The sequence below is a fragment of the Chryseobacterium foetidum genome, from assembly GCF_025457425.1.
GTDB lineage: Bacteria > Bacteroidota > Bacteroidia > Flavobacteriales > Weeksellaceae > Chryseobacterium > Chryseobacterium foetidum.
In genome coordinates this window covers 2432210-2454646 of record NZ_JAMXIA010000001.1, presented here as the reverse complement: position 1 = coordinate 2454646, position 22437 = coordinate 2432210, and the positions used below count along the sequence as shown (strand labels likewise).

22 protein-coding genes and 1 tRNA gene are annotated in these 22437 nt (G+C 34.9%); 15 read left to right on the top strand and 8 right to left on the bottom strand.

Going from position 1 to position 22437, the window contains the following annotated elements; all coding sequences use genetic code 11:
* Positions 1 to 83 precede the first annotated feature (83 nt).
* Positions 84 to 1667 (bottom strand): hypothetical protein, encoded by a 1584-nt coding sequence (locus tag NG809_RS11560; RefSeq protein WP_262150796.1) that lies wholly within the window; start codon positions 1665 to 1667, stop codon positions 84 to 86.
* Between the two features lie 108 nt (positions 1668 to 1775).
* Here NG809_RS11560 and NG809_RS11555 point away from each other — a divergent pair, with 108 nt between their 5' ends.
* The 7 genes from NG809_RS11555 (at position 1776) to NG809_RS11525 (ending at position 8388) form a co-directional block, all read left to right on the top strand.
* The gene (locus NG809_RS11555) at positions 1776 to 2252 is read left to right on the top strand and encodes a Dps family protein (protein ID WP_262150794.1); all 477 of its coding nucleotides are present in this window, start codon (positions 1776 to 1778) and stop codon (positions 2250 to 2252) included.
* Positions 2253 to 2348: 96 nt separating this feature from the next.
* On the top strand, positions 2349 to 3527 hold the full coding sequence (gene pncB / locus NG809_RS11550; RefSeq protein WP_262150792.1) for a nicotinate phosphoribosyltransferase: 1179 nt from the start codon (positions 2349 to 2351) through the stop codon (positions 3525 to 3527).
* A gap of 353 nt (positions 3528 to 3880) precedes the next feature.
* Entirely contained in the window at positions 3881 to 4336 is a 456-nt protein-coding gene (locus NG809_RS11545) for a hypothetical protein (protein ID WP_262150790.1), read from the top strand.
* Positions 4337 to 4393: 57 nt separating this feature from the next.
* On the top strand, positions 4394 to 5149 hold the full coding sequence (locus tag NG809_RS11540; RefSeq protein ID WP_262150788.1) for a DUF5995 family protein: 756 nt from the start codon (positions 4394 to 4396) through the stop codon (positions 5147 to 5149).
* Positions 5150 to 5261: 112 nt separating this feature from the next.
* A complete protein-coding gene (locus tag NG809_RS11535; RefSeq protein WP_262150786.1) occupies positions 5262 to 6635 on the top strand; it encodes a DNA recombination protein RmuC in 1374 nt (457 codons plus the stop codon).
* 9 nt (positions 6636 to 6644) lie between these two features.
* A complete protein-coding gene (locus NG809_RS11530; RefSeq protein ID WP_262150784.1) occupies positions 6645 to 7532 on the top strand; it encodes a hypothetical protein in 888 nt (295 codons plus the stop codon).
* A gap of 88 nt (positions 7533 to 7620) precedes the next feature.
* Entirely contained in the window at positions 7621 to 8388 is a 768-nt protein-coding gene (locus NG809_RS11525) for a TrmH family RNA methyltransferase (RefSeq protein WP_262150782.1), read from the top strand.
* 78 nt (positions 8389 to 8466) lie between these two features.
* On the opposite strand, the gene NG809_RS11520 is transcribed toward NG809_RS11525, so the two are convergent.
* On the bottom strand, positions 8467 to 8697 hold the full coding sequence (locus NG809_RS11520; RefSeq protein ID WP_262150780.1) for a hypothetical protein: 231 nt from the start codon (positions 8695 to 8697) through the stop codon (positions 8467 to 8469).
* 182 nt (positions 8698 to 8879) lie between these two features.
* Here NG809_RS11520 and NG809_RS11515 point away from each other — a divergent pair, with 182 nt between their 5' ends.
* A complete protein-coding gene (locus NG809_RS11515) occupies positions 8880 to 10049 on the top strand; it encodes a hypothetical protein (protein WP_262150778.1) in 1170 nt (389 codons plus the stop codon).
* Positions 10033 to 10614 (top strand): hypothetical protein, encoded by a 582-nt coding sequence (locus tag NG809_RS11510; RefSeq protein ID WP_262150776.1) that lies wholly within the window; start codon positions 10033 to 10035, stop codon positions 10612 to 10614. The genes NG809_RS11515 and NG809_RS11510 overlap by 17 nt, the downstream gene beginning before the upstream one ends.
* On the opposite strand, the gene NG809_RS11505 is transcribed toward NG809_RS11510, so the two are convergent.
* The 3 genes from NG809_RS11505 to trhO all read right to left on the bottom strand — a co-directional run bounded on the left by NG809_RS11505 (position 10563) and on the right by trhO (position 13341).
* Positions 10563 to 11138 (bottom strand): 5-formyltetrahydrofolate cyclo-ligase, encoded by a 576-nt coding sequence (locus NG809_RS11505; protein ID WP_262150774.1) that lies wholly within the window; start codon positions 11136 to 11138, stop codon positions 10563 to 10565. The genes NG809_RS11510 and NG809_RS11505 overlap by 52 nt on opposite strands.
* A 1-nt stretch (position 11139) precedes the next feature.
* On the bottom strand, positions 11140 to 11811 hold the full coding sequence (locus tag NG809_RS11500; RefSeq protein ID WP_262150772.1) for a hypothetical protein: 672 nt from the start codon (positions 11809 to 11811) through the stop codon (positions 11140 to 11142).
* A 171-nt stretch (positions 11812 to 11982) separates the two neighbouring features.
* Positions 11983 to 13341, bottom strand: coding sequence for an oxygen-dependent tRNA uridine(34) hydroxylase TrhO (trhO, locus tag NG809_RS11495; protein WP_262150770.1), 1359 nt, complete (start codon positions 13339 to 13341; stop codon positions 11983 to 11985).
* A 331-nt stretch (positions 13342 to 13672) separates the two neighbouring features.
* Between trhO and NG809_RS11490 the strand changes: the two genes are divergently transcribed.
* A complete protein-coding gene (locus NG809_RS11490) occupies positions 13673 to 15196 on the top strand; it encodes a trypsin-like peptidase domain-containing protein (RefSeq protein ID WP_262150768.1) in 1524 nt (507 codons plus the stop codon).
* A 53-nt stretch (positions 15197 to 15249) separates the two neighbouring features.
* Here the strand turns inward: NG809_RS11490 and NG809_RS11485 are convergent, their stop codons facing one another.
* The 3 genes from NG809_RS11485 to NG809_RS11475 all read right to left on the bottom strand — a co-directional run bounded on the left by NG809_RS11485 (position 15250) and on the right by NG809_RS11475 (position 18822).
* Complete coding sequence (locus NG809_RS11485; RefSeq protein ID WP_262150766.1) at positions 15250 to 15696, bottom strand: hypothetical protein; 447 nt, start codon at positions 15694 to 15696, stop codon at positions 15250 to 15252.
* Positions 15696 to 16076 carry a RidA family protein gene (locus NG809_RS11480; RefSeq protein WP_056074412.1) on the bottom strand — a complete coding sequence of 127 codons (381 nt, stop codon included), beginning with the start codon at positions 16074 to 16076 and terminating at the stop codon, positions 15696 to 15698. The genes NG809_RS11485 and NG809_RS11480 overlap by 1 nt, the downstream gene beginning before the upstream one ends.
* A gap of 121 nt (positions 16077 to 16197) precedes the next feature.
* A complete protein-coding gene (locus NG809_RS11475) occupies positions 16198 to 18822 on the bottom strand; it encodes a putative LPS assembly protein LptD (protein WP_262150762.1) in 2625 nt (874 codons plus the stop codon).
* Positions 18823 to 18876: 54 nt separating this feature from the next.
* Here NG809_RS11475 and NG809_RS11470 point away from each other — a divergent pair, with 54 nt between their 5' ends.
* From NG809_RS11470 to NG809_RS11450, 5 genes are all read left to right on the top strand, one after another.
* Positions 18877 to 20166, top strand: coding sequence for an N-acetylmuramoyl-L-alanine amidase family protein (locus tag NG809_RS11470; RefSeq protein WP_262150760.1), 1290 nt, complete (start codon positions 18877 to 18879; stop codon positions 20164 to 20166).
* Positions 20167 to 20220: 54 nt separating this feature from the next.
* A tRNA-Glu gene (locus NG809_RS11465) sits at positions 20221 to 20292 on the top strand.
* Positions 20293 to 20491: 199 nt separating this feature from the next.
* On the top strand, positions 20492 to 21571 hold the full coding sequence (locus NG809_RS11460) for a tyrosine-type recombinase/integrase (RefSeq protein WP_262150758.1): 1080 nt from the start codon (positions 20492 to 20494) through the stop codon (positions 21569 to 21571).
* Positions 21572 to 21766: 195 nt separating this feature from the next.
* Positions 21767 to 21970, top strand: a complete 204-nt coding sequence (locus tag NG809_RS11455; RefSeq protein ID WP_262150756.1) for a helix-turn-helix domain-containing protein — start codon at positions 21767 to 21769, stop codon at positions 21968 to 21970.
* 2 nt (positions 21971 to 21972) lie between these two features.
* Positions 21973 to 22296, top strand: a complete 324-nt coding sequence (locus tag NG809_RS11450; protein WP_262150754.1) for a hypothetical protein — start codon at positions 21973 to 21975, stop codon at positions 22294 to 22296.
* Positions 22297 to 22437 lie beyond the last annotated feature (141 nt).

The window sequence follows — 22437 nt, the reverse complement described above, 5'->3', positions numbered from 1 at the left end:
TATGAATAATTTTTTAATCCACAAGCAGTTGTATACAAATAATTTACATTCTTAAAAATTAGTTCACAGAAACTTACGCTTTCCTATTTTATCACTACCTGAACATTTTTGTTCCATTTGAAATTTTGGATATTGGTTTTTAAATTTTGCAGATCTTTGCTGTCAACCGAATAAACAGAAACCGTACTGCCGGCGTTATTCACATTATCATTTATCCGAAGTTCTGCAGCTTTCGCCCAGGTTTCAGGAATCTGACCATTAAACCAATGATCATAAACAACTGCCACATCAAATTTTTGATCTGCGGTATATTCAGTAAGAAAGTTTTTGAATCTGGAATCAAAAGTAACTTCGTTTCCATTAAAAGGAATGGCTTCAGAAGACCCCAATCCCACAATATCCAAAAGATGAATATCTGTAAAATAAGTTACAGCACCAATATCATTTGCAACCACTCTTGCATCATTATAATAAGTATGAAGAAATTTTGCCGACTGAACCTGTTGTTCATAAATATTTCTATTTCCAAAAACCAGCATTTTATGAGATACAAAAGCTTTGTAAACCAATAAAACAACATTCATCAAAAGAAAACCTGAGATCAGAGCTTTCTTTACCCGTAAGAAGGCTGAAAACACATAGTCTCTGGAAATCCGCTCAAAAACTGCCATTGAAAAACCCGTGAGAATATAAGCTTCATACCTGAACAGAGATTTGGTTTCCGCAAACAGACAGTGTAGAATAAAAGTACCGGACAACACAATAAGCATAAAGTTGTGCTTTAAAATTTCACTGAATGATTTTCTTCTGTCTTTATAAATAAACCATGCACTGATCAGCATAGGAAACAATCCAATCTTATAAAGACTGTTGCTGGAAATCAGTTTATAATCAATGATTTTAATTAATTCTTTAAAAAAATTTTTATCAAAATGCACCGCCGTCCCTTTCACCACCACCGAATTTGGAAACCAATATCCAGACTGAGAATGATTGAAAACACAGAAAACCGCAATCGGCAGGAATCCCAAACATAGAACAGCAGTTCCATACTTCCAGTTTTTAAGTAAAAAGAAAAGAAAACCAAGACACACAAAGTAGAACATGCTTTCAAACCTGATTAATCCCAAAAAAAACAATGTAATAAAAAAACCGTATTTGGCAGATTTATTTTGATTTAAATGATAAAAACAGAAAACATTCAGGGCAAAAACAAAAACCTGAAACACATGTTCCATTCCTGAAAGAACCTGCAAATGAAGCGTTACAAATAAAATGGTGAAAACACCAGCCGAAACAACTTTTAAATCTGATGAAAAAATTTTCGAATAAAACTGATTCAAAACAAAGACAATTCCACCCGAAAAAACAAAATTAAAATACAATGGAATCAAATCATGATTGCCAAAAATTTTTATTAAAACCGCAATCAGAAATGTGAAAAGCGGAGAAGACGAACTTGAGGAAAACTTATATTTCGTAACGCCCCAAACATCATGCAGCGCAAAATTCTTTGCCATCGCCAAATGAATATAAGCATCATCGATTACATATATATAATGTCCGTCGGTTTTAGTCAGGGATAAAAAATAATATCCTGCGCAAATCGCCAGAAAAATAAGAAGTGAAATTACATAAGTCCTAACAGGATTTTTCGGAATATACATTCAAAAATGATTTACTGTAAAAATAGCAAAGATAATCATCATCAATCATCCACTTCCCTCTTCGGCATAATATTTACAATTACAAGTTGATAAAATAATAAATTCATTATGAAAAACGCCAATATCATCGGTCTGCAGGAAACCGACTGCCAGAACATCTCAGAAAAACTAAATATTTTATTAGCCAACTACTCTGTTTTCTACCAAAACACACGCGGTTCACACTGGAACATCAAGGGCGAACAGTTCTTTACCCTTCACCCGAAATTCGAAGAACTTTACAACAGTCTTGTTTTAAAAATTGATGAAATTGCAGAAAGAATCCTTACACTGGGAGCAACTCCGGCACACAACTATTCAGACTACCTTCAGGTTTCTACAATTAAAGAAAGTAAGGAAGTTTCAGACGGAAATAAAAGTGTAGAAATTATTCTAAATTCTTTTAAAACCGTAATCGATTTGCAGCGTGAACTTTTAGAAATCACCGACAAAGCCGGGGACGAAGGAACCAATTCACAGATGAGCGACTACATCACCGAGCAGGAAAAAGAGGTCTGGATGTATAATTCTTATTTAGGAAAGTAAAAACAAAACCAAAATCATTACAAAATTTAAAAAATCGTCTTACATTTAGGCGATTTTTAGTTTTAAATAATTAAATTTGTGTAAAAATTACACAATATGCAAAACATGACGTTCAATTCCATTCTCGACAACGATTTTTATAAGATCACCATGCAAAATGCTGTGGTAAAACTCTTCCCAAGCCAAACCGTAAAATACGAATTCATCAACCGCGGCAAACATTATTTTCCCGAAGGTTTTGACCACGCTTTAAGAGAAACCGTCAACAAAATGGCTGAACTCAAATTGACAAAAGACGAGAAAAAGTTTTTAGCCAAAACCTGTCCGTATCTAGATTTACCTTACCTCGATTTTCTGGAAGGTTATCATTACGATCCGTCAGAAGTGAAAATCTTACAGACCGGAAATGATTTATCGGTGACAGTTGAAGGACTATGGTACAGAACAATTCTTTGGGAAGTCCCGTTATTGGCTCTAATCAGCGAACTGCATTACGAAATGAATCATCTTGAAAGAGATTCCAACGAAGTGGTGATGAATAAAACCCTTGAAAAAGCAGAATCACTCAATAATTTAGGCGTTACGTTCGCAGAGTTCGGAACCCGCAGAAGGCATTCTTATAAAGTACAGAATCTCGTCATGGAGGCTTTGACACAGAAAAAAGAATCTACATTTATAGGAAGTTCTAACGTTCATTTTGCTATGAAATACGGTGTAAAACCAATCGGAACCCACGCTCACGAATGGTTCATGTTTCACGGAGCCGAATTTGGTTTCAAAATGGCCAACGGATTGGCGCTTGAACATTGGGTTGATGTTTACCGTGGAGATCTGGGAGTGGCACTTTCAGATACGTACACGACCGATGTTTTCTTCCAGCAGTTCGACAAAAAATTCGCAAAACTGTTTGACGGCGTACGCCATGACAGCGGAGATCCTTTGGAATTTGCCGACAAAACCATTGCTCATTATAAATCCCACGGAATCAATCCTTTATTTAAATACATTATCTTTTCTGATGCCTTAAATCTTGAGAAAGTAGAAGAAATCACCAATTACTGTAAAGGAAAAATAGGAGTTTCATTCGGAATCGGAACCAATCTGACCAACGACGTCGGTTTAAAACCAATGAATATCGTAATGAAATTAATTGGAGTTCAGGCCTTAAACAAAGAATGGATTCCCACGGTAAAACTCTCCGACGAACACGGAAAATACACCGGCGATCCGAAAATGATTGAGCTGGCGAAAGAGTTTTTGAGAATAAAAGATTGAAAACTAAACTTAGATAATATTATTTGGGCGCCTGTTTCCGCCCTCCGTTCCCGCTTTTTTGTCATTGCGATCAGAGGAATAAAAAATTGAACTTTGGTAAATCGCAATAACAAAAAGAGCTCCACTCAGGTCGGGGCGCGTGCAATTCGCAGCAATAAAAATTAAAAAACTATAATATGAAATCAAAATTTTCTTTTTTTTAATTATTTTTAATCTCTTCTTTGATTCTGGCTCAGCAAAAGAAAACAGATTTTTCAATATACAACCATAAACCGGCAGATTCCTTATGCACAGACCAATACGGAATGAAAGGCTACACGATTGTAATGCCATAAGGCTCAACACATAATCTTATGAATAAATATCTAAAAGGCTGTCTATTAATTCTCGGAATTTTAATCTTGGCCGCTTCTACTGTTGCAGGATTTTTTTATTATCAAATGTCTACCAGCAGAGAACGCAGTGAGGCAGATCATTTAGAATGTGCGAGCATTCAATATATTATGAATGATACTAAAATAGAAATTTCAGATAGTCTCATGGCTAAGGATTCCGGAAATATAAAACTGTACCTTACAAAGGATTCAGTAAAAATTGACTCAGCAGAAATTTCGAATCAGCATAAAGATAGAATTGAGTTTACTTTGCCATTTGAAAAAGCGCCCATATCAAGTACCATCCTCATAAAAACTGCCGGTCATGAATTTTTGATTGAAAACATGAAATATTTTAATAATGAAAAATGGGGATTGTTTGGATACTTAGAAAAAGACTGTCAGTTTTCGTACGACTATAAAAAATTGAAATAACTACAGCCTCACAAACCTGCGGGGTTTTTTCATATCTTTATTTAAAACTAAACCACTATGAAAACCATCGAAGAAGTACTGAAAAAATTAGACGAAATCATCATCTGGAGCAAAGAAAACAAAAGCACCATCGGTTATTTTGCCTGCACCTACAGAATTATGACCGCACAGGTTTTAAAAGGAATTCAACAGAAAAAATTTGAAGACAACCCGAGAATGACTTTGCTCGACATCGCTTTCGCAACAAGATATTTAGATGCCTGGGAAAATTATTCTAAAGGAAAAAAATGCACCAACGCTTGGTTTCTGGCTTTTGAAGCCTCCAAAAATAAAGATCTTTTGATTCTTCAGCACATATTTTTGGGAATGAATGCACACATCAATTTAGATTTGGGAATTTCCGCCGCTTCAATTATGCCATACCGTAAAATCACACCATTAAAAACTGATTTTGAAAGGATCAATTCTGTCATCGCGTCCATCAATCAGAATGTTCAGGATTCTTTAAATAAAATCTGCTATCCCGTGAATTTGATTGACAAATTATCCAACGGAAAAGATAATGCAGTTTTAGATTTTGCAATTTCAAAAGCAAGAGATACTTCATGGGCAACGGCTGTAATTTCTTCCAACACACCCAACTTTTTAAAAGAAAACGTCATCGGAATTGTAGACTACGCTGCCGCAAAAGTAGCTTCACAAATTCTTCATCCGAAATTACTTTCTTCCAATTTGGCTAAAGAACTGAAGAAATGCGAAAGCAATGACGTGGTCAAAAATATTGAGATTCTGGAGAAAACAACAACAACTTAACAGAAATTCATTTTTCAAAATATCCTATTTAAACCTCACAGGTTTTAAAAACCTATGAGGTTTGTGGAAAACAAAATCAAATTCATTATTTTCCGTTTCGTATTTTTGAAAAATGGAAATCACTTACCTGATCATCGGCTGTTTTATTGGAGGAATTTTAGGTTCAGCCATGATTTATTTTTATCTCAAATCATCAACAGTTTCAAGAAATTCTTTTGATGCATTAAATGGTCTAAATATTAAATCCAACGCAGATTTAGAAAATTTGAATCTTAAAATTCAGGATTTAGAGCAAATCATCCAACTTGAAAAAGAAAACAATCTTCAACAAGCTGATCTTTTAAATGATTTGAAAAACGAATTTGCAAAAGTCTCCGCCGAAAACACTTTTCTGAAAGCCCAAAAAGAAGAAACAAAAAAAATCCACGAAGAAGGAAAACTTCAGTTTGAAAATTTGGCCAATAAAATTTTAGAAGAAAAAACCGAAAAGTTTACCACTTTAAATCAAAATAATCTTAAAAATATTCTTGAACCTTTTCAGGAAAAAATCAATGATTTAAAGAATAAAGTCAACGAAGCGTATGAAAAGGAAAACAAAGAACGTTTTTCTCTTGGAGAACGGGTTAAGGAACTTGCACTTCTCAATCAGCAGATTTCTGAAGACGCCAAAAGACTGACCAAAGCATTAAAAGGTGAAAGCAAAACTCAGGGAAACTGGGGCGAAATGATTCTGGAAAGCATTCTGGAAAAATCCGGATTGGTAAAAGGAAGAGAGTACTTTTTGGAACACGAACTTAAAGATGAAGATAACAAAGCGCTATTTTCAGAATTTTCAGGAAAAAAAATGCGTCCTGATGCGGTTATTAAATATCCTGATGAGAGAAATGTGATCATCGATTCTAAAGTTTCTCTAACTGCTTTTACCGAACTTTTTGATGAAACCGATCCCGAAATTTATCAGATAAAAATCAATCAGCATTTATCTTCCATAAAAAATCACATCAATCAACTCAGTCAAAAAGCGTATGACGATTACGGGAAATCTTTGGATTTTGTCATGATGTTTATCCCAAGCGAACCGGCTTATATTGCTGCGATGCAGGCAGATCAAAATCTCTGGAATTTTGCTTACGACAGACGGATTTTATTGCTAAACCCAAGCAATTTAATTACTTCCTTAAAACTAATATCTGATCTCTGGAAACGTGAATATCAAAACAGAAATTCTTTGGAAATTGCGGAACGTGGCGCAAAACTGTATGATAAATTTGCAGGTTTTGTAGAAAATTTGGAAAAGGTTGGTAAAAATCTGGATCAGGCAAAAAATGTTTATAATGATGCCTTCAAACAGCTTTCGACAGGTAATGATAATTTAATTTCTCAAACTCAGAAATTAAAATCTTTAGGAATTAAAAATAAAAAAGAGCTCCCACAAAGTCTGATCGATCATTCGGAAACGGATTCTGAAAACTTTATCAACGACTAATCTCAATCTATGAAATCAAAACCGTCAATTAAAATTCTTACCGGCATAACAGCCTTTTTATTTTTCACGATTTCCTGCGGACAAAATACGCAAGCCACAATCAAGAAAAATGATATGCTGCCTAAAGAAATTAAGCTTAATCCTAAAACAACCAAAATTATTGACAGTATTTTTATTTTTAAAGATGGAGTGCAAAAATTAGAAACTGTAAACGTTTTTGAGGTGAAAAATGGTTTACTTACCCACGCCAACAATAAATACTTTGTGAATGACACATTGAATCTAACTACTAATAATAAATTTAATTCGAACGGTAACAGCATTGAAAGCAAGACTACTCTTCATTTAAAAGATTCATATAAGACATTCCGGAAAGAACTTGACAATCACGAGAATATAACACTGTTGGCGACAGAAGATAATGGCATAATAAGTTATATAGAATACAATAACATCTATCGAAATAATCTACTTTCTGAAACATCTGCAGTTTCACAAACCAGTGGCAAAACGTTTGACAAAACGAATTTTGAATACGATGACCACGGTAACTTGGTAAAAGAAAAGTTTGCGGAATCTGAAAATGTATATGAATACAATCAGGATAACAAAGTTACGCTTTATAAACATATAACAAAAGGTGTCGTAGACGAGAGAATCATTTATCATTACAACAATAAACTTCTGTCTAAAATGGAATGGTACGAAAGTATTTCGCCAAACCCTATGATTACAGAATATTTTTACAACGACAAAAACCAACTTATCTCAGAGGTACAAAAGCAGTTTGCAGGAAAAACTCAATATAGAAACTACAATACCGACAACAATTGGCAGATAAAGGAACAATATTCCGGCGGTCAGATGGATAGATTAACGAAAAGGACTTATAAATAATCATAAATTACCGACGACCTCAGAACTCTTGATAAATCATTTTTAAAAAAGTATTTTTGCAACAATTATTATTCATAATTGAACAATCATGATTATCGAGAGTTTTCAAAACGAAAAAATAAAACACATCACCAAACTTTTAACGGACAACAGATTCAGAAAAAAGGCTGATGTTTTTGTCGTTGAAGGCCAGCAGGAAAACGAAAGAGCTTTAAAATACAATTTCGAACCTGTGGAATTTTATATCTGCGAAAATATTTTTAAGGGGAAACTTCCTAACCAAAAAACACATTTCGTGAATGATAAAGTCTATGAAAAAATAGCTTACCGCGGAACTTCGGAGGGAATAATTGGAGTTTATAAAACCAAAGAATCAGATTTAAATGATTTTAAACCTAAAGATAATTCTACCGTAATTATCGTAGAAGGTGTTGAAAAACCGGGAAATCTGGGAGCAATTCTAAGAAGTTGCGAAGCTTTTGGTATTGATGCTTTGATAGTAGCCGACGGAAAGACTGACTTCTACAATCCCAATGTTATCCGATCAAGTGTTGGCTGTCTTTTCGGAATGGAAATTTTTCAGGCTGAGAACAGTGATGTTTTTGAATTTCTACAAAAAAACAATTTTAATATTTATACAACGATTATGGATGAAACGTCGTATGACTTGTATAAAAGAGATTTCACGAAACGTTCTGCAGTATTATTTGGCACAGAGCATTCCGGTTTAAGTAATTTCTGGAATGGAAAAGGACAAAACACCTTGATTCCTATGAGCGGAAGTATTGATTCTTTAAATTTGAGTAATGCTGTAGCAATTACATGCTACGAAACATTAAAACAAAAGAAGTCATAGAATAAATCTGAAACTTAATAACACAAAAAAACCGTCTCGCTGAGCGAAACGGTTCTTTTATTTTCAGTTCGTAACTGATTAGTGAGCAGCTGGAGCAGCAGTCTTAGCTGTAGAATCAACAGCAGCTTTAGCTGAATCAGCAGTAGCTTTAACTGAATCTTTACCTGCAGAAGCAGCAGAATCAATAGCTTCAACAGCTGAATCTTTAGAAGCTTCGATTGAATCTTTGTTCTCAGCATTAGCATCTCCTTTCTTACAAGCAACTAATGAAATTGCAGCGATAGCAGCTACGAATAATGACTTTTTCATAATAAATTAAATTTAATTTGTTAATATTGTTTTTTAAAATCTCTTTTCTGTTCCGTTATTTGAACAAGACAAAGGTATAGCAGATGAAAAATTTGTTTATGAAAAACAATTGTAATAACTTTGTAAAACAGTTTTACAATTAAACTTTATTGAAAATCAATACTTTAAATATATTTTAAAAATTGACTGATCTGGAATTATTACATTTTGAGCAACTGAAAAAATCAGTTCAGGCTCAATATTTAACAGAATATACCCCTTCATTTGATGAAATTTCAAAATGGAAGGGTATTGATATCATCTATTTTCAGGAAGATCTGAGAAAAAAGGCGAAGGGAAACATCAGCGAAAAATCTTTTTATACTTATTTTAAATCTTCTCCCGTTACCAAACTTCCGAGAATTGACATGCTTAATTTACTCAGTATTTATGCAGGTTTCGACTCATGGTATGATTTCAAAAAACAAAACTTATTTGCCGGTGAATTGCTGAAAGATGACGAAGAAATTACCAATGATGATGTAAAAGAACTGGAAAAAACAGTTTCAGCCTCTATCAATCTCGAAGAAAAGCAGGAAAACCAAAATTCCGAGGCTAAAACAGAGGTACTTTCAACTGATTTACAAAAATCAAATACTGAAAACCAAACAGTTAAAGAATCTTCGCAAAATAATTCCACAGCAGAAAACATGCTGCTTTCACCTGCTAAAAAAAGCTACCAGAAAACTGCATGGATCGCTGCAAGTGCCGTTTTTGTGATTTTACTCGGACTTTTAGGATTTAAAGATGAAATTTTCCAGAAAACTTATACTTACCATTTTACCGATGCCGACAGAAATCAGGGTGTACAAAGTGACATTGAAATAAAAGTAATCAAGGAAAATGAATCACCGATTCTTTACAGAATAAAACCGGGTGAGAAATTTGTGTATCCTTCAAAGGATAAAGCTTTAAAGATGCAGATCAGTTCGGCAGTTTACGAGAATCTTGAAGTGAATAGAAACCTTGAAAATGCTCCAAAAGAAGAAACCATTGAACTGAAACCAGATGATTATAAGATGGCGCTTTATTATTTCTCCATAAAAGATATTAAAGGAGAAAATTCTGAGCAGCTTATCCAGCAAAAAAGGAAACAGCTTGAAAACCTGATCAGCAATGCAGCCGTAATTACACAGGTGTATGACAGCGATATTTATGGTTTGGAAGCTTTAGATAAGGAAGATTACATCACTCTCGTAACAACTCCCACAACATCCCTCAAAAACCTTAACGTTATCGAAATGAAAAAAGATAACAAAGGAAAAATTGTATCTATAAAATTTAAAATCTCAAACAATGAAAATAATCCTTAACTTTTTGTTTTTGACGATCATTCTCAGCATTGCTACGGTTGCATGCAGGAAAAAAGATGAAACTCCTCCTGTAAGCGACCTTGAAAAACTCAGAAACACAGAAAATATTTCGGTAAAAATGGACAGTGCGCAAGCCATCAACGCCATTACGATGCAGAAAGTACAGGACGTTCTGGATCTTTCCACCCTTTATCTTTCCGGAAATAAAAAAACGGAGATTGACAAAGCAATTTATGCCAAAATTGAAAAGTATTTTGAAAAATCTGATTCCACCACTTTTCAGGGATTATTTAAAGAACTTGAAAGCCTTCAGGTGAAGAAAATAAAAGTGAGCAATATCAATGTTTTCAAGCAAATTAAGGATCTTGATACTTTGGATTTTGCCAAATTTAATGTGGAATATCTTGATGCCAAAAACAAACCGATAGGTGTTTTTGAGAGAAATGCTCAGTACACGCTCGTTTCAAAACCAGAACAGAAGAATAAGGAATTTAAATTCTACTTCTTAAAATTCTACTCAGATCCGCCGGCGAAGGACAGCACAGCGGTGGGTGTAACCAAATAGTCAAGAGGAATATCGTTTTCCCAGAAATCATCAACAGAATCATCGGGGTTAAAATAATTAACTCCGATTTTTTTTGAATCTTTTGAAATACTACTGAAAAATCCGTCATAAAAACCCTTTCCGTACCCCACTCTATTGCCTTTAGCGTCACAATAAAGCAAAGGAGTGATGACAAAATCAAAATCTAAAATTTCTGAATCAACATTTGAAATAGGTTCGGAAATGCCCCAGTTGTTGACTTCAAATTTTGAGTCAGAGAAAATTTCAACGGAGATTAATTTCGTATCAACAATTTTCGGAACAAAAACCCTGATCTTTCGGCTTAAAAAGTAATCAATAAAAATCTGAGTATTGATTTCTTTAAACTTTTCTATTGGAATGAAAATGTGAATTTTTTGATTGGGTAAAGGTTTAAAATGATTGATGAAGTTTTCAAAAATATCATTGGAGTATTTGAAGATATACTTTTCTGAAAGAGATTTTCTCTTGTCTAAATAGATTTTTCTGAGTTCGGATTTTTGCATATTACTCATTTTTAACTAATGTCCATTCATCATTAATGAAATTAAAAACCTGAAAATAATTTAAAGATGGGTCGTTTTCAAAGATGTATTCTATTTTTACTTCTTTTGAAGAAACATTAATAACCTTAGTTATAAATGTTGACGAATTTTCATAAATATCTGCACCGTTAGAAACCTTTTTAAGAATCAGTTTTTGTGAATTTACGGGAAAATACAGAAACTGTTTCTCAGAATTTGGAAAATAAATTTCTTTAGATCTTACCATAAGACCTTCTCTAAAATTTTCCGTGTTAAACAATCTGACAAACTCGTTATTATATTTTTCAAAACCAAAAGATGTTTTAGGTACTATATTTTTTTTAATTTTTGATTTTAGAAATAAAATATTCTCTCCACTCCAAAGTTTTCTCTCATTAAAATAAGGAATTTGAGGATAAAAATGTTTACAGTCTATCATGTCTTTTGGCACACCCGAAGGATCAGACTCAACAACATTTGAATAATATAGTATGAGATTCTTTCCTGTAAACTTTTTTAAATCCATATTCTGAATTATTACTTTTGGCAAAGATTTGTAATTCACTTTTTTTATATCGCTGAAAAGTGAATCATATTTTTGTTTTGCTATATTATATTCCTTTTCACAATCAAAGTGATTTTGTGAAAAAAACATTCTTGAGCAACATAAAAACAGAAATAAGAGACTTTTTCGCATAACTATAGTAATTACATAGGACTTACATTTCATATCCAAATGTATAAAAAGATAGCGCTCCTACGGAGCGCCAATATGAAAAAATGTAAAATAATGCTACACAGATAAAACTCCGATGGAGTTTTTGATTCAAATTTTATCCAAAATCTTATAAATTTTATCCGAAAGACGAATTCTGAACGGCAATTCAAAAGTAATTTGATCTCCCGCATTCCCCCCATTTACAGACTTCCCATCTACGAAGATTTCCGTAACAGAAAATTCCTGCTCGCCTGTAGTTGGTCCGGAAATTAAAACTTTATCTCCAATAGAAAGTTCTTTTTCCAATAAAAACTGAGCAATTTTTGATTTTGAATAGTAATGTTCCGCTTTTCCGATTAATGTTTTTTTAATCTTAATCTTTTGGCGTATATCTTTGGTTTCGGCTTTTCCTAAAGTCTGTTTAGGCAAATCGCCTGAATTTTTGAACTTCAAAGCATCAGATTTTCCTTTTCTAAATACTTTATTACCGACTTTAAGCCCTTTTCTTTTGGCAACCTGCTCTTCCCAAGGCAAATGAATTGTTTCAAAACATTCTGCAGAACACGTATTTTCCATCGCAGCTTTACATTCATCACACTGGATAAAAAGTAAATGACACGCATCATTGGCACAATTGGTGTGATTGTCACAAGGCTTTCCGCACTGGTGGCACTGAGCGATGATGTCATCGGTAATTCTCTCTCCCAGACGGTGATCAAAAACAAAGTTTTTTCCAATGAATTTACTTTCGACACCATCTTCCTTTACCTGTCTTGCATATTCAATAATTCCACCTTCGAGCTGAAACACATTTTTGAAACCCTGATGTTTAAAGTAAGCACTTGCCTTTTCACAACGAATTCCTCCGGTGCAATACATCAAAAGATTCTTATCTTCTTTGAAATCCTGAAGCTGATCGTTAATAATCGGCAGACTTTCTCTGAAATTTTCAACATCAGGAGTAATTGCTCCTTCAAAATGACCTACCTCACTTTCATAATGATTTCTGAAATCCACAACAATCGTGTTTGGATCTGCAAGCATATTGTTGAATTCCTGAGCTTTAAGGTGAACTCCTTTATTGGTAACATCAAAAGTCTCGTCATTTAAACCGTCGGCAACAATTTTGTTTCTAACTTTAATGGTCAGCTTTAAAAATGAATGATTATCCTGCTCAACTGCAACATTCAATCTGATTCCTCTCATGAAGTCATACGCTTCCAAAGTTTCCTTAAAAGCATCAAAATGGTCTGCAGGTACGCTCATCTGAGCATTGATTCCTTCGTGGGCAACGTAAATACGACCTAATGCATCGAGTGCATTCCAGGCTATAAATAAATCGTTACGGAATTTTTGGGGATCCTGAATTTTGGCATACGCATAGAAAGACAGTGTAAGGCGTTCCTTACCAGCTTCATCAATAAGTTGAGCTCTTTCTTCTGCGCTTAAGGTGTTGTACAGTTGCATGCTATAAACGTTGTAAGTGAGAAAATTTTTGCAAAGATAAACATTTTAATGAATTTTTAAATAATGCCAATGTTGCCGGAATCGAGCCAGTTACAATCATTAATTTAACTTTCATGGGACATTTGGCATCTAAAGTATGACAATTTGACTTTAATAAATTTTTAAGTTTAGTTAAAGCATGTCTCAAATTATGACTTAAACTTTAAAATGCATTAAATCCCGTTAAATTTTAGTTAAAACTGAAACACTTTAAATGAATTGACTACTTATTTAGCATTAAATTTGTTTATAAAAGAAAACAACTTAATAATTATAAATTAAAAGATATAAAATGAAGAGTACTTTAAAAAAACTATTACCTTTTGCAGTAGTGGGAGTAATTTCCGGAGCTACCACAGTTGGTGTTCAGCAGTATTTTAATGACGGCACCGGCATGACTGATCAATCTTACTTTACAAAATCGGGCAACACGTCTTTTGTAGGAATGAATACTTCAGCAGTTGGTGACGATTTTACGAAAGCGGCCAAGGCAACTGTGCCTGCTGTAGTGAGCATTAAAAATTATCAAAATAAAGCATCAAGCAGAGCTTCTGAGCAGGATATGTGGGATTTCTTTTTTGGTGATCCCATGGGTGGAAGAAATCAGCGTGGGCAAAGACAACAGGCACCGGATAATATGCCATCGGGAATGGGATCCGGGGTAATTATTTCTCCGGATGGATACATTATTTCAAACAACCACGTTGTGGCAGGAGCCAACAAGCTTGAAGTGGTTTTAAGCAATAAAAAAGCATACATCGCAACTTTGGTGGGAACTGACCCGAATACAGATATTTCATTATTAAAAATCGAAGAAAAAGGTTTGCCGTTCCTGAACTTTGCCAATTCAGATAATATTGAAGTTGGACAGTGGGTTTTGGCGGTAGGAAATCCTTTAGGTTTAAATTCAACAGTTACAGCAGGTATTGTTTCAGCGAAAGGCAGAGGAATTGGAATTCTGGGCTCTCAGGGAAAAGCAAGCAATCCTATTGAAAGCTTTATCCAGACAGATGCAGCGATTAATCCTGGAAACTCAGGCGGAGCTCTTGTGAATGCAAGTGGAGAGCTTATCGGAATCAACTCTGCGATTCAGTCTACCACAGGATATTATCAGGGATACGGATTTGCAGTACCTTCGAATCTTGCCAGAAAGATCGTTGAGGATATTAAGAAATTTGGTATTGTACAAAGAGGTTTCCTTGGCGTAATGACACTGGATTTATCTAATGACCAACTGGTAGCAGCCTATAACAGAGAACAGAAAACCAGCCTGAAAGCAGGAAACGGAATGTATGTAACGGGCTTCTCTGAAAATAGTGGTGCTGAAGATGGCGGCGTGAAAAAAGGAGATATCATCACCAAAGTGGATTCATATACCATAACAGATTTTGCGGATCTTTCTGCAGCTGTAGGAAGCAGAAGACCTGGTGACAAAGTACAGCTGACTTATTTGAGAAATGGCAAGGAAAATACGACAACAGTTACACTTAAAGATCAGAAAGGTGGAACTTCTACAAGAACCAAAGCGGATCTGAGTGTAAGCGAAAAGATAGGTTCAGATTTCACTGAACTGAGCGAAAGATTCAAAACTGATTATGGCCTGAACAGCGGTGTTGTTGCAAAAGGTGTAGTTGAAGGAGGTGAAATGGCAAAAATCGGTATTGTAGATAATTATATCATCATTGAAATCAATGGCAAACCGGTAAATTCACAAGCAGATGTAGAAAAGATACTTAACAATTACAAAGGAAACGTGCAGGTGAAATTCGTAGATGAGTACGGAAGAATTTACACAAAAGGATTTAAGATGCCTTAAAGAATTAGAATGAAATTGAAAATCGCCGCTTCAGAAATGAAACGGCGATTTTTTTATTGTTTTATCTTCAACCTTAACCTTTTATTCTTTCTTTCATAAATGACAGAAACGATTTTTCCGCCGAGCCATGAAAAAGGAAAAAAAGTGAGAAAGATACTTATCTTGTAAAATGTAGGATGATATGGGAAAATTATCACATCAAGCATTGCAATAAACAGCATGATAAAGCCAATTAAAATAGCATAAGCCACTTTAGCATACTTTACAATCATTGCTGTAACGACGCCGCCTACGGTAGTTCCCAAACCTGAAATAAAAAGAAGGAAACCAAAAAAGGCATCTTGGCCTTTCATGCTCTCCAAAAAGCGCTGCCAGTGCTCAAACGGAGCAAAAGCGTCAAAAGTAACCCATTGCGGAAATGCTCTTATCCCAAGAGTAATCATAAGCCCTGCAATCGCAAGACCTACCAGAACCGCCAATGTATTTCTTAAAAAATTCATTAATCCTGGTGTGCAATCATTGAGATTTCGATGTCAACATTTTTTGGCAGGCAGGAAACCTGTACTGTTTCTCTCGCCGGATAGCTTTCTGCATCAAGATATGATGCATAAATATCATTCATCACAGCAAAATCGTCCATGCTTTTCAAAAAAATTGTAGCTTTTACAACGTTTTTAAAAGTCATTCCCGCTTCAGTAAGAATTGCCTCAAGATTTTTCATCACCTGATGCGTTTCTTTTTCAATTCCTTCCACCAGCTTCCCTGTTGAAGGATCTACCGGAATCTGACCTGAAATATAAAGCACGCCATTGGCAAAATTAGCCTGTGAATAAGGTCCGATAGCCGCAGGAGCATTTTCTGTGTTGATTATTGTTTTCATTATTTAGATTTAGATAAATTTCAAATGTTTTGAAGAATTTTAATTTTGATTAAAATCTATTCTCTTCCTGATTTTAATTTGGCTGCAAATATAAAATTTCTATTTTAATTAAATGATGATCTTAAAAAGGTGCATTAGGCTGTGTAAAACTTCTGTCTTTATATTTCAGCGCATCACTTAAAATATTGGCTTTAATTCCGATGAAGAAATCATAGACTTTGTACTGCCCGAAAGGAACCCAGTTAAAATTAATTGTAAAACTTCGCTGATCTCTCGCAAAACCGATTCTTGTGTAGGCAAGTTTCCCTGTGATCATGTCGTAGTGGGTGCTTCCGGTTACATTCCAGTACGGTGTAAGTTTCATATTGCCATCCAAACCAACGGAGGCAATTCTCGTGCCTTCTCGGGTTAAATTTCTGGTGTAGGCGTAACTTGCATTGATATTCAGACTCCAGGTCTGGTTAAAGTGAGCATAATTATCGTCATCAAAATAATAATTTTCATTTCTGATCTCACCTTTTTTACTGTATATTTTAGAGAGATCCTTTTTCTCTTTCTTATCTTCAAAAATCTCACTGCTCAGAGGATAAGACATCTGCACGTTGAAACCCTGCACACTGAAAGATCCGAAATCTTCTGTTCTGATGCCCGTATTTTGTCCCGGTAAAAATAAAACTTTGTATGGCTCAATAGCAAGACTTGTATTGATGCTCAGCTTGCTGTCGAAAAGCGAAGTCTGCCCGTTCACTGTGATGATTGAGAATGGGTGGGATTTGGCTAAGAAATTATAATTCCCGTTAATATTCAGAGATTCAAATATTTTAATCTTTTTTACTCCTGTGGAATCGCTTTTAGATTTAATTTTCATTTCGATATTATTCGAAATATTGTACCCCAAAGCACCCGTTTCGCCGGAAGAAGGACTTCCAACAATACCCATATCAAAAATTGAATAAGGAGTCAAGGCACCCGCAGCATCATAATAATTTCTGAAATACCCGAAGCCTGGCGATCCAAAATCGGGAGAATAAGAAAAACTAAGACTTGGCATCATCATGTGACGGATAGCCTCAACAGCACCTCCTTTTTTGAAATTCAGCATTCCGTAAAGTGTAGTCTGTAAAGATGCACTCGTGCTGAATGTAGAATATCCAGCCACTTTTTTATTGATCTGATCCACCACTTTATTCTGAATAGGATCGTATTGTCTAGTGAGTGTTTTTGTGGTTAATGCATTATCAATATTAGCTCCTAAACTGAAAGTAAAATATTTGGCAATGGTAGTATTGGTTCCCAAAGCGATATTATTTTTTACACCGGTTTGCATTTTATCCCACATCGCCTGAGTGAAAAGTTCACCTTCTTCTGTACTTACGGAGTTGGTAAGGTTGATACCGGTATTTACGGTAATATTTTCAAGTAAACCCTGTCTCACACCTGTTTTTGATCCAAATAAATAAAACTGGTTGATGGCAATATTCATCTGCGGAAGACGGAGATCTGCCAGTCCCGTTGCGAAATTCTGATTGTAGGAAGCTGTTCCTGTGATGGAGATAGGTAATGTCAAAAATCTTTTGGTTAGGGTAAGCGTAGAATTCTGCTGGGTTCTAAGCACACTTTGGTCCATAATATAGTTGTTGTTTACCGTATTGTTGTAGAACGTCTGGCTGGTAACATCTACTGAAGCAGAAAACGTAAGAAACGGATTGGCTTTGGTATCCTGAGTGTGTCTCCATGCAATTCTGTAAGTTCCGGTTTTTCCGTAATTATCAAGACCTTTAATACCACGGACGGTTGATCCGATATCTGCGGAGAAATTTCCTCCGTAGCGGTATTTCTTGATATAATTCATTTCCGGCCTTAAGTTCCAGCTGCCTTTTGTATAAATATCAGCCAAAACCCTGAGGTCAAAATGCTCTCCGATGGGTTGATAATACCCCAAACCATTCAGGAAAAACCCTACATCTTCCCTTTCTCCAAAACTCGGAATTAAAATACCCGCAGAACGCTTATCTGAAAACGGAAGAATGGCGAAAGGCATTACCAGAGGTGTTGGCACCTGCTCAACATACATCTGAACCGGCCCGGTGATAACCTGAGAACCTGTTTGTCCTTTCACAAGTTTAATATGAGAAGCCAGAAGATGGTAATCGGCAAGACTGTCTTTCTTTTTAATGAAATAATCATCTGTGGTAAATAAACCGCGGCGCATTACAAATACAGAATCATTGTATTTTTTTGTTTTCTGTGCTACAATAACTCCCTCATTCTCTTCGGTACGGGCATTGTAGGCTATTGCCTGTTTTGTTTTGGTATTGTAATTAAAATCTGTTGTTTCATAGGTTTTGCCGCCCTGGACAACGATTACAGGTTCTATAACCTTCTTTCCCAGAGAATCCAGCTTGCCTCTTGCGTAGATCAGGCTTTTACGCTCATCAATCTGGATATAATCTGCATCAATCTGCATATCCTGATACTTTACCTGTGCGTTCTGATTCAGATAAATCATCCTTGCAGGCACGTCTCTTCTTTTTGAGTCGGCTTTAGTTCGGAGTACGTCTGTCAAAGACTCCCGTGGCAGAGCAATTGTGTCTTTTTTTGCGATGGTATCACCTACCACTTTCGGTAGGGTATCATTTACTACCGTATTTTTCTGCAATTTCTGAGGCACTGTCTGTGCTAAAAAACTGTTAAAAATTAGGATAATAAGAAATTGTAATATATTTTTGAAGACGGTTTTGTCCAATTTTTGTTTGCTATAATTTGGGGTCAAAATTAGTATAATTTTTAAAACTTAAAGATGTACCAATCAAAATTTAAAATAATTTTAGCATTTCTGTTCGTTGTTTTATCCAGTATTGCATTTTCTCAAAAAAAATTCACGATAGTTTTGGATGCAGGACACGGCGGTAGCGACCATGGAGCCTACAGATCCTACAGTGATATTGGCAGAATTGCAGAAAAAGATGTTACGCTCGCCATCACTTTAAAATTAGGAGCAAGACTCGAAAAAAATAAAGATTTTAAAATCATTTATACGAGAAAGATAGATGAATTCCCTTCCCTTTCGGACCGTACTAACCTTGCCAACCGGAGTAAGGCTGATCTTTTCGTTTCTATTCACTGTAATTCCGCAGCCAGAAACACTGCATACGGTACTGAAACTTTTGTACAGGGCCCTAACCAGAATGATGAAAATCTTGAAGTGGCAAAACGTGAAAACGACGTAATTTATTTGGATGAAAAAGATAAGCAGACTTTCGGCTCCTACAACGCAAGTTCCCCTGAATCTTTAATAGCTCTTAAACTTCAGCAAAGTAAATACCTTGAAGCCAGCATGCTGTTAGGAGGGCTGGTAGAAGGAAATTTCGTTAACAGAGATAAAAGATTTTCGCGTGGTGTATTCCAGAAAAACCTTCACGTTTTGAGGATGAACGCGATGCCGTCAGTATTAATTGAGACAGGGTTCATTAATCATCCTGAAGAAAGTCACTATTTAGCATCAGATAAAGGTCAGGAAGAAATTGCTGAGAGTATTTATCTTGCAATTATTGATTATAAAAAAGCCTACGACAGAAAAACCGGAAACGTAGCTTCAAATAAAAAACCAGAGCCGGAAAAACCTGTGGAAGTTCCGCTGAAAAACGATTTCAGAATTCTTTTAATGACTACATCTATCAAATATGATGAGAATGACCCTGCTTTGAGAGGTTTAAACTATATTCTAACTCTGAAAGAAGGTGGTGTTTATAAATACTATTACAGCGTTACCAATATGGCTTCAGTGAAAGACCAGAATATTAAAACCGCTAAGGATGCCGGATTTAAAAACGCTTACGCAGTTGGATTTATGCCTAATCAAAAATTAAGTTCCGGGTATTATAATATAGAAGTATACGTAGGGAAAGATAAATTGAGTGCAAATTCCCATATACTGCAGACTCTGAAAGATGTGGAAAGAAACAAAATGAACGGAATTTTCTATTATACTTACGGAAAGGAGTATTCTCTGGAAGATGCTGTGAAACTTCAGAAAGAGCTGGAAGCCAAAGGAATTAAAAATACAATCATCCAAAAGATGTATAAATAGGAGAAAAATTTTGAAATGTAAAACTTAATATATATTTTTGCATCCTCAAAATCTGGTCTATTCGTCTAGTGGTTAGGACTCAAGGTTTTCATCCTTGCAACAGGAGTTCGATTCTCCTATAGACTACAATATCGCACTTTCCGCAAGGATCTATGAGTGCATAAACGCCCTATTTTAGGGCATTCAAGGTAGAATCAAATTTATTTTAATTTATTCAACTTTACTTTATTTCATATAAAAACGTTACTAAAACGTTTCTTTATTTTTATTTAAAACCCGTACAGTTTAAAGATTTTAAAATTATTAATTTTAAAAGTATAAAATTATGGGTGTAATTCTAAGAAAGAGAAAACACAAAGATGATGGGACGTTTTCTTATTATGTTGACATTATTGAAAATAATCAACGAAGAACTAAAACAATTTTAAAAGTTCGAAAGGGAGACAATCTCAAAAATAAAAAATTAGAGGCTGACAGGCTTTTAATAGCTTTTCTGGATGAGTATGAATCAATAAAACAAGGAAAAGTACCTGCATATAAAAAGGATGTATCAATCATCGACTACTGCGATAGATATATTGAGAATTATGTGCAGACCGATATCAACACAGTCATATCATCCGTTAAAAAGTTCCGGCTTTTTCTGAAAGAGAAGGTTAAACAGGAAAAATTAACCTTTCCCAATCTTACAGAATTCATTGTCGAAAATTTTGCTACATACTTAAATTACGAAGCGAATCTCAATGGAACCACGCCAGCCGGATATTTTAAAAAATTTAAAAAAATTTTAAACTGCGCAAAAAAGGAAAACTACTTACAGGCTTCGGTATTCGAAGATGTGATATTTAAAAAGAAGCCTGAAGCCTCTGAAAAAGTCGTGAAAAAACAAATTTTAGACGAAGATGAAATTCTACTATTATGGGAAACTCCTTGTGGCAATAATGAAGTCAAGAAAGCTTTTATGTTTGGCTGCTATTCAGGTCTAGGAATGGCTGAGATGTTTGATTTGAAATGGTGCGAAATTCCTGATTCCATACTATCAACGTTTCGTAAGAAAAACAAAATTTCGATAAGAAATAAAATTAGCGAACGTATGCTCTTTGAACTAGGAAAAGCAGGATCTGGCGATGAACTAGTTTTTAACCTTAAAAATAAAAGTACAGGCAAAAATCTAACGCTTAACGGCATAAACGGAGTAATAAAAAGATGGGCTTTAAAAGCTGGAATCACGAAGCACCTGACAAGTTACTGCGGCAGACACTCTTTCGCCACAAGATTGCTTAAAAACGGTGTTAATTTGAAGGTTGTAGCAGATACTATGGGGCATAAAAATATTAACACAACCGCAAAGTATTTAAACCATGTTACTGACCTGAGAGATCAGGCGACCGCTGGATTATGCTAATTGTGGATAACTTTTTAAATAATGTAAAATTATCATTCAGATACCTGAATGATAATTTTTTTATTATTTAGCGTAATTTCAACATTTACATGGTTTTGTATTTAATTTTATTCTAATTAATTTTATACCACTAAACTAAAATACCGAAACAATGTATTTAGTTTTTTACACTAAATGAAGGACACTATGACCCTTATGGAGGTAGCAGCATATTTAGGATATAAGCCTAAATACATCTATCAGCTAATCCATAAAAAAAAGATTCCATTCTCAAAGCCTTTTGGAAGAAAACTTGTTTTTAGCAGGCAAAAAATAGACGATTTTATCGCTCTAAACACAGCAAAAACTGAACAAGAATTGCAGATAGAAACTGCCCATTATTTTCTCAATAATAACTAAATATGCCCACAATAACAGCAAAAGAAGTCCAAGATCACTTAGATAGAATTATCCAAGAGGGGGGTTGCGTTGTGCGGGCAGTATCGAAAATTAAGTTTTTTAGTAAGCTTAGGGTATCAAATTTTTTTGATGAAGCCAATGAAATTGATTTTCATTTTATGAAAGATAGCTTAATGGCATTCCGTATACTTTCTAAAGTTGCGAAGAATATCTGCATTAGCTTTTTTCAAAAAGTCAGTCTCTTATCAGGTCTCTCAAAAAATGTACCTAAGAAACTGCTATCTTACCTATCTGCTATTCAAAATCAAGTCGATAGAATTTCCTAATCTCATATCCGTTCTATTAAAAACGGATTTCTAATTTGCCCTGTTGCTACAGCAGGATAACTCCACATTTTTTAAAGCAATATCAAAACACCGAAATTCTTCTGTGCTAACAGTCTTATGCCTATATCGCAAGGAACAAGG

What these genes read in the sequence shown, in the direction of transcription:
- NG809_RS11520 (WP_262150780.1), bottom strand. Translation starts at nt 8,697, where the DNA reads ATGAAAAAGTCATTATTCGTAGCTGCTATCGCTGCAATTTCATTAGTT.
- NG809_RS11530 (WP_262150784.1), top strand. Translation starts at nt 6,645, where the DNA reads ATGAAATCAAAACCGTCAATTAAAATTCTTACCGGCATAACAGCCTTT.
- NG809_RS11545 (WP_262150790.1), top strand. Translation starts at nt 3,881, where the DNA reads ATGAATAAATATCTAAAAGGCTGTCTATTAATTCTCGGAATTTTAATC.
- NG809_RS11500 (WP_262150772.1), bottom strand. Translation starts at nt 11,811, where the DNA reads ATGTTTTTTTCACAAAATCACTTTGATTGTGAAAAGGAATATAATATA.
- NG809_RS11540 (WP_262150788.1), top strand. Translation starts at nt 4,394, where the DNA reads ATGAAAACCATCGAAGAAGTACTGAAAAAATTAGACGAAATCATCATC.
- pncB (WP_262150792.1), top strand. Translation starts at nt 2,349, where the DNA reads ATGCAAAACATGACGTTCAATTCCATTCTCGACAACGATTTTTATAAG.
- NG809_RS11555 (WP_262150794.1), top strand. Translation starts at nt 1,776, where the DNA reads ATGAAAAACGCCAATATCATCGGTCTGCAGGAAACCGACTGCCAGAAC.
- NG809_RS11505 (WP_262150774.1), bottom strand. Translation starts at nt 11,138, where the DNA reads ATGCAAAAATCCGAACTCAGAAAAATCTATTTAGACAAGAGAAAATCT.
- NG809_RS11525 (WP_262150782.1), top strand. Translation starts at nt 7,621, where the DNA reads ATGATTATCGAGAGTTTTCAAAACGAAAAAATAAAACACATCACCAAA.
- NG809_RS11455 (WP_262150756.1), top strand. Translation starts at nt 21,767, where the DNA reads ATGGAGGTAGCAGCATATTTAGGATATAAGCCTAAATACATCTATCAG.
- NG809_RS11480 (WP_056074412.1), bottom strand. Translation starts at nt 16,076, where the DNA reads ATGAAAACAATAATCAACACAGAAAATGCTCCTGCGGCTATCGGACCT.
- NG809_RS11450 (WP_262150754.1), top strand. Translation starts at nt 21,973, where the DNA reads ATGCCCACAATAACAGCAAAAGAAGTCCAAGATCACTTAGATAGAATT.
- NG809_RS11490 (WP_262150768.1), top strand. Translation starts at nt 13,673, where the DNA reads ATGAAGAGTACTTTAAAAAAACTATTACCTTTTGCAGTAGTGGGAGTA.
- NG809_RS11460 (WP_262150758.1), top strand. Translation starts at nt 20,492, where the DNA reads ATGGGTGTAATTCTAAGAAAGAGAAAACACAAAGATGATGGGACGTTT.
- NG809_RS11535 (WP_262150786.1), top strand. Translation starts at nt 5,262, where the DNA reads ATGGAAATCACTTACCTGATCATCGGCTGTTTTATTGGAGGAATTTTA.
- NG809_RS11485 (WP_262150766.1), bottom strand. Translation starts at nt 15,696, where the DNA reads ATGAATTTTTTAAGAAATACATTGGCGGTTCTGGTAGGTCTTGCGATT.
- trhO (WP_262150770.1), bottom strand. Translation starts at nt 13,341, where the DNA reads ATGCAACTGTACAACACCTTAAGCGCAGAAGAAAGAGCTCAACTTATT.
- NG809_RS11470 (WP_262150760.1), top strand. Translation starts at nt 18,877, where the DNA reads ATGTACCAATCAAAATTTAAAATAATTTTAGCATTTCTGTTCGTTGTT.
- NG809_RS11510 (WP_262150776.1), top strand. Translation starts at nt 10,033, where the DNA reads ATGAAAATAATCCTTAACTTTTTGTTTTTGACGATCATTCTCAGCATT.
- NG809_RS11560 (WP_262150796.1), bottom strand. Translation starts at nt 1,667, where the DNA reads ATGTATATTCCGAAAAATCCTGTTAGGACTTATGTAATTTCACTTCTT.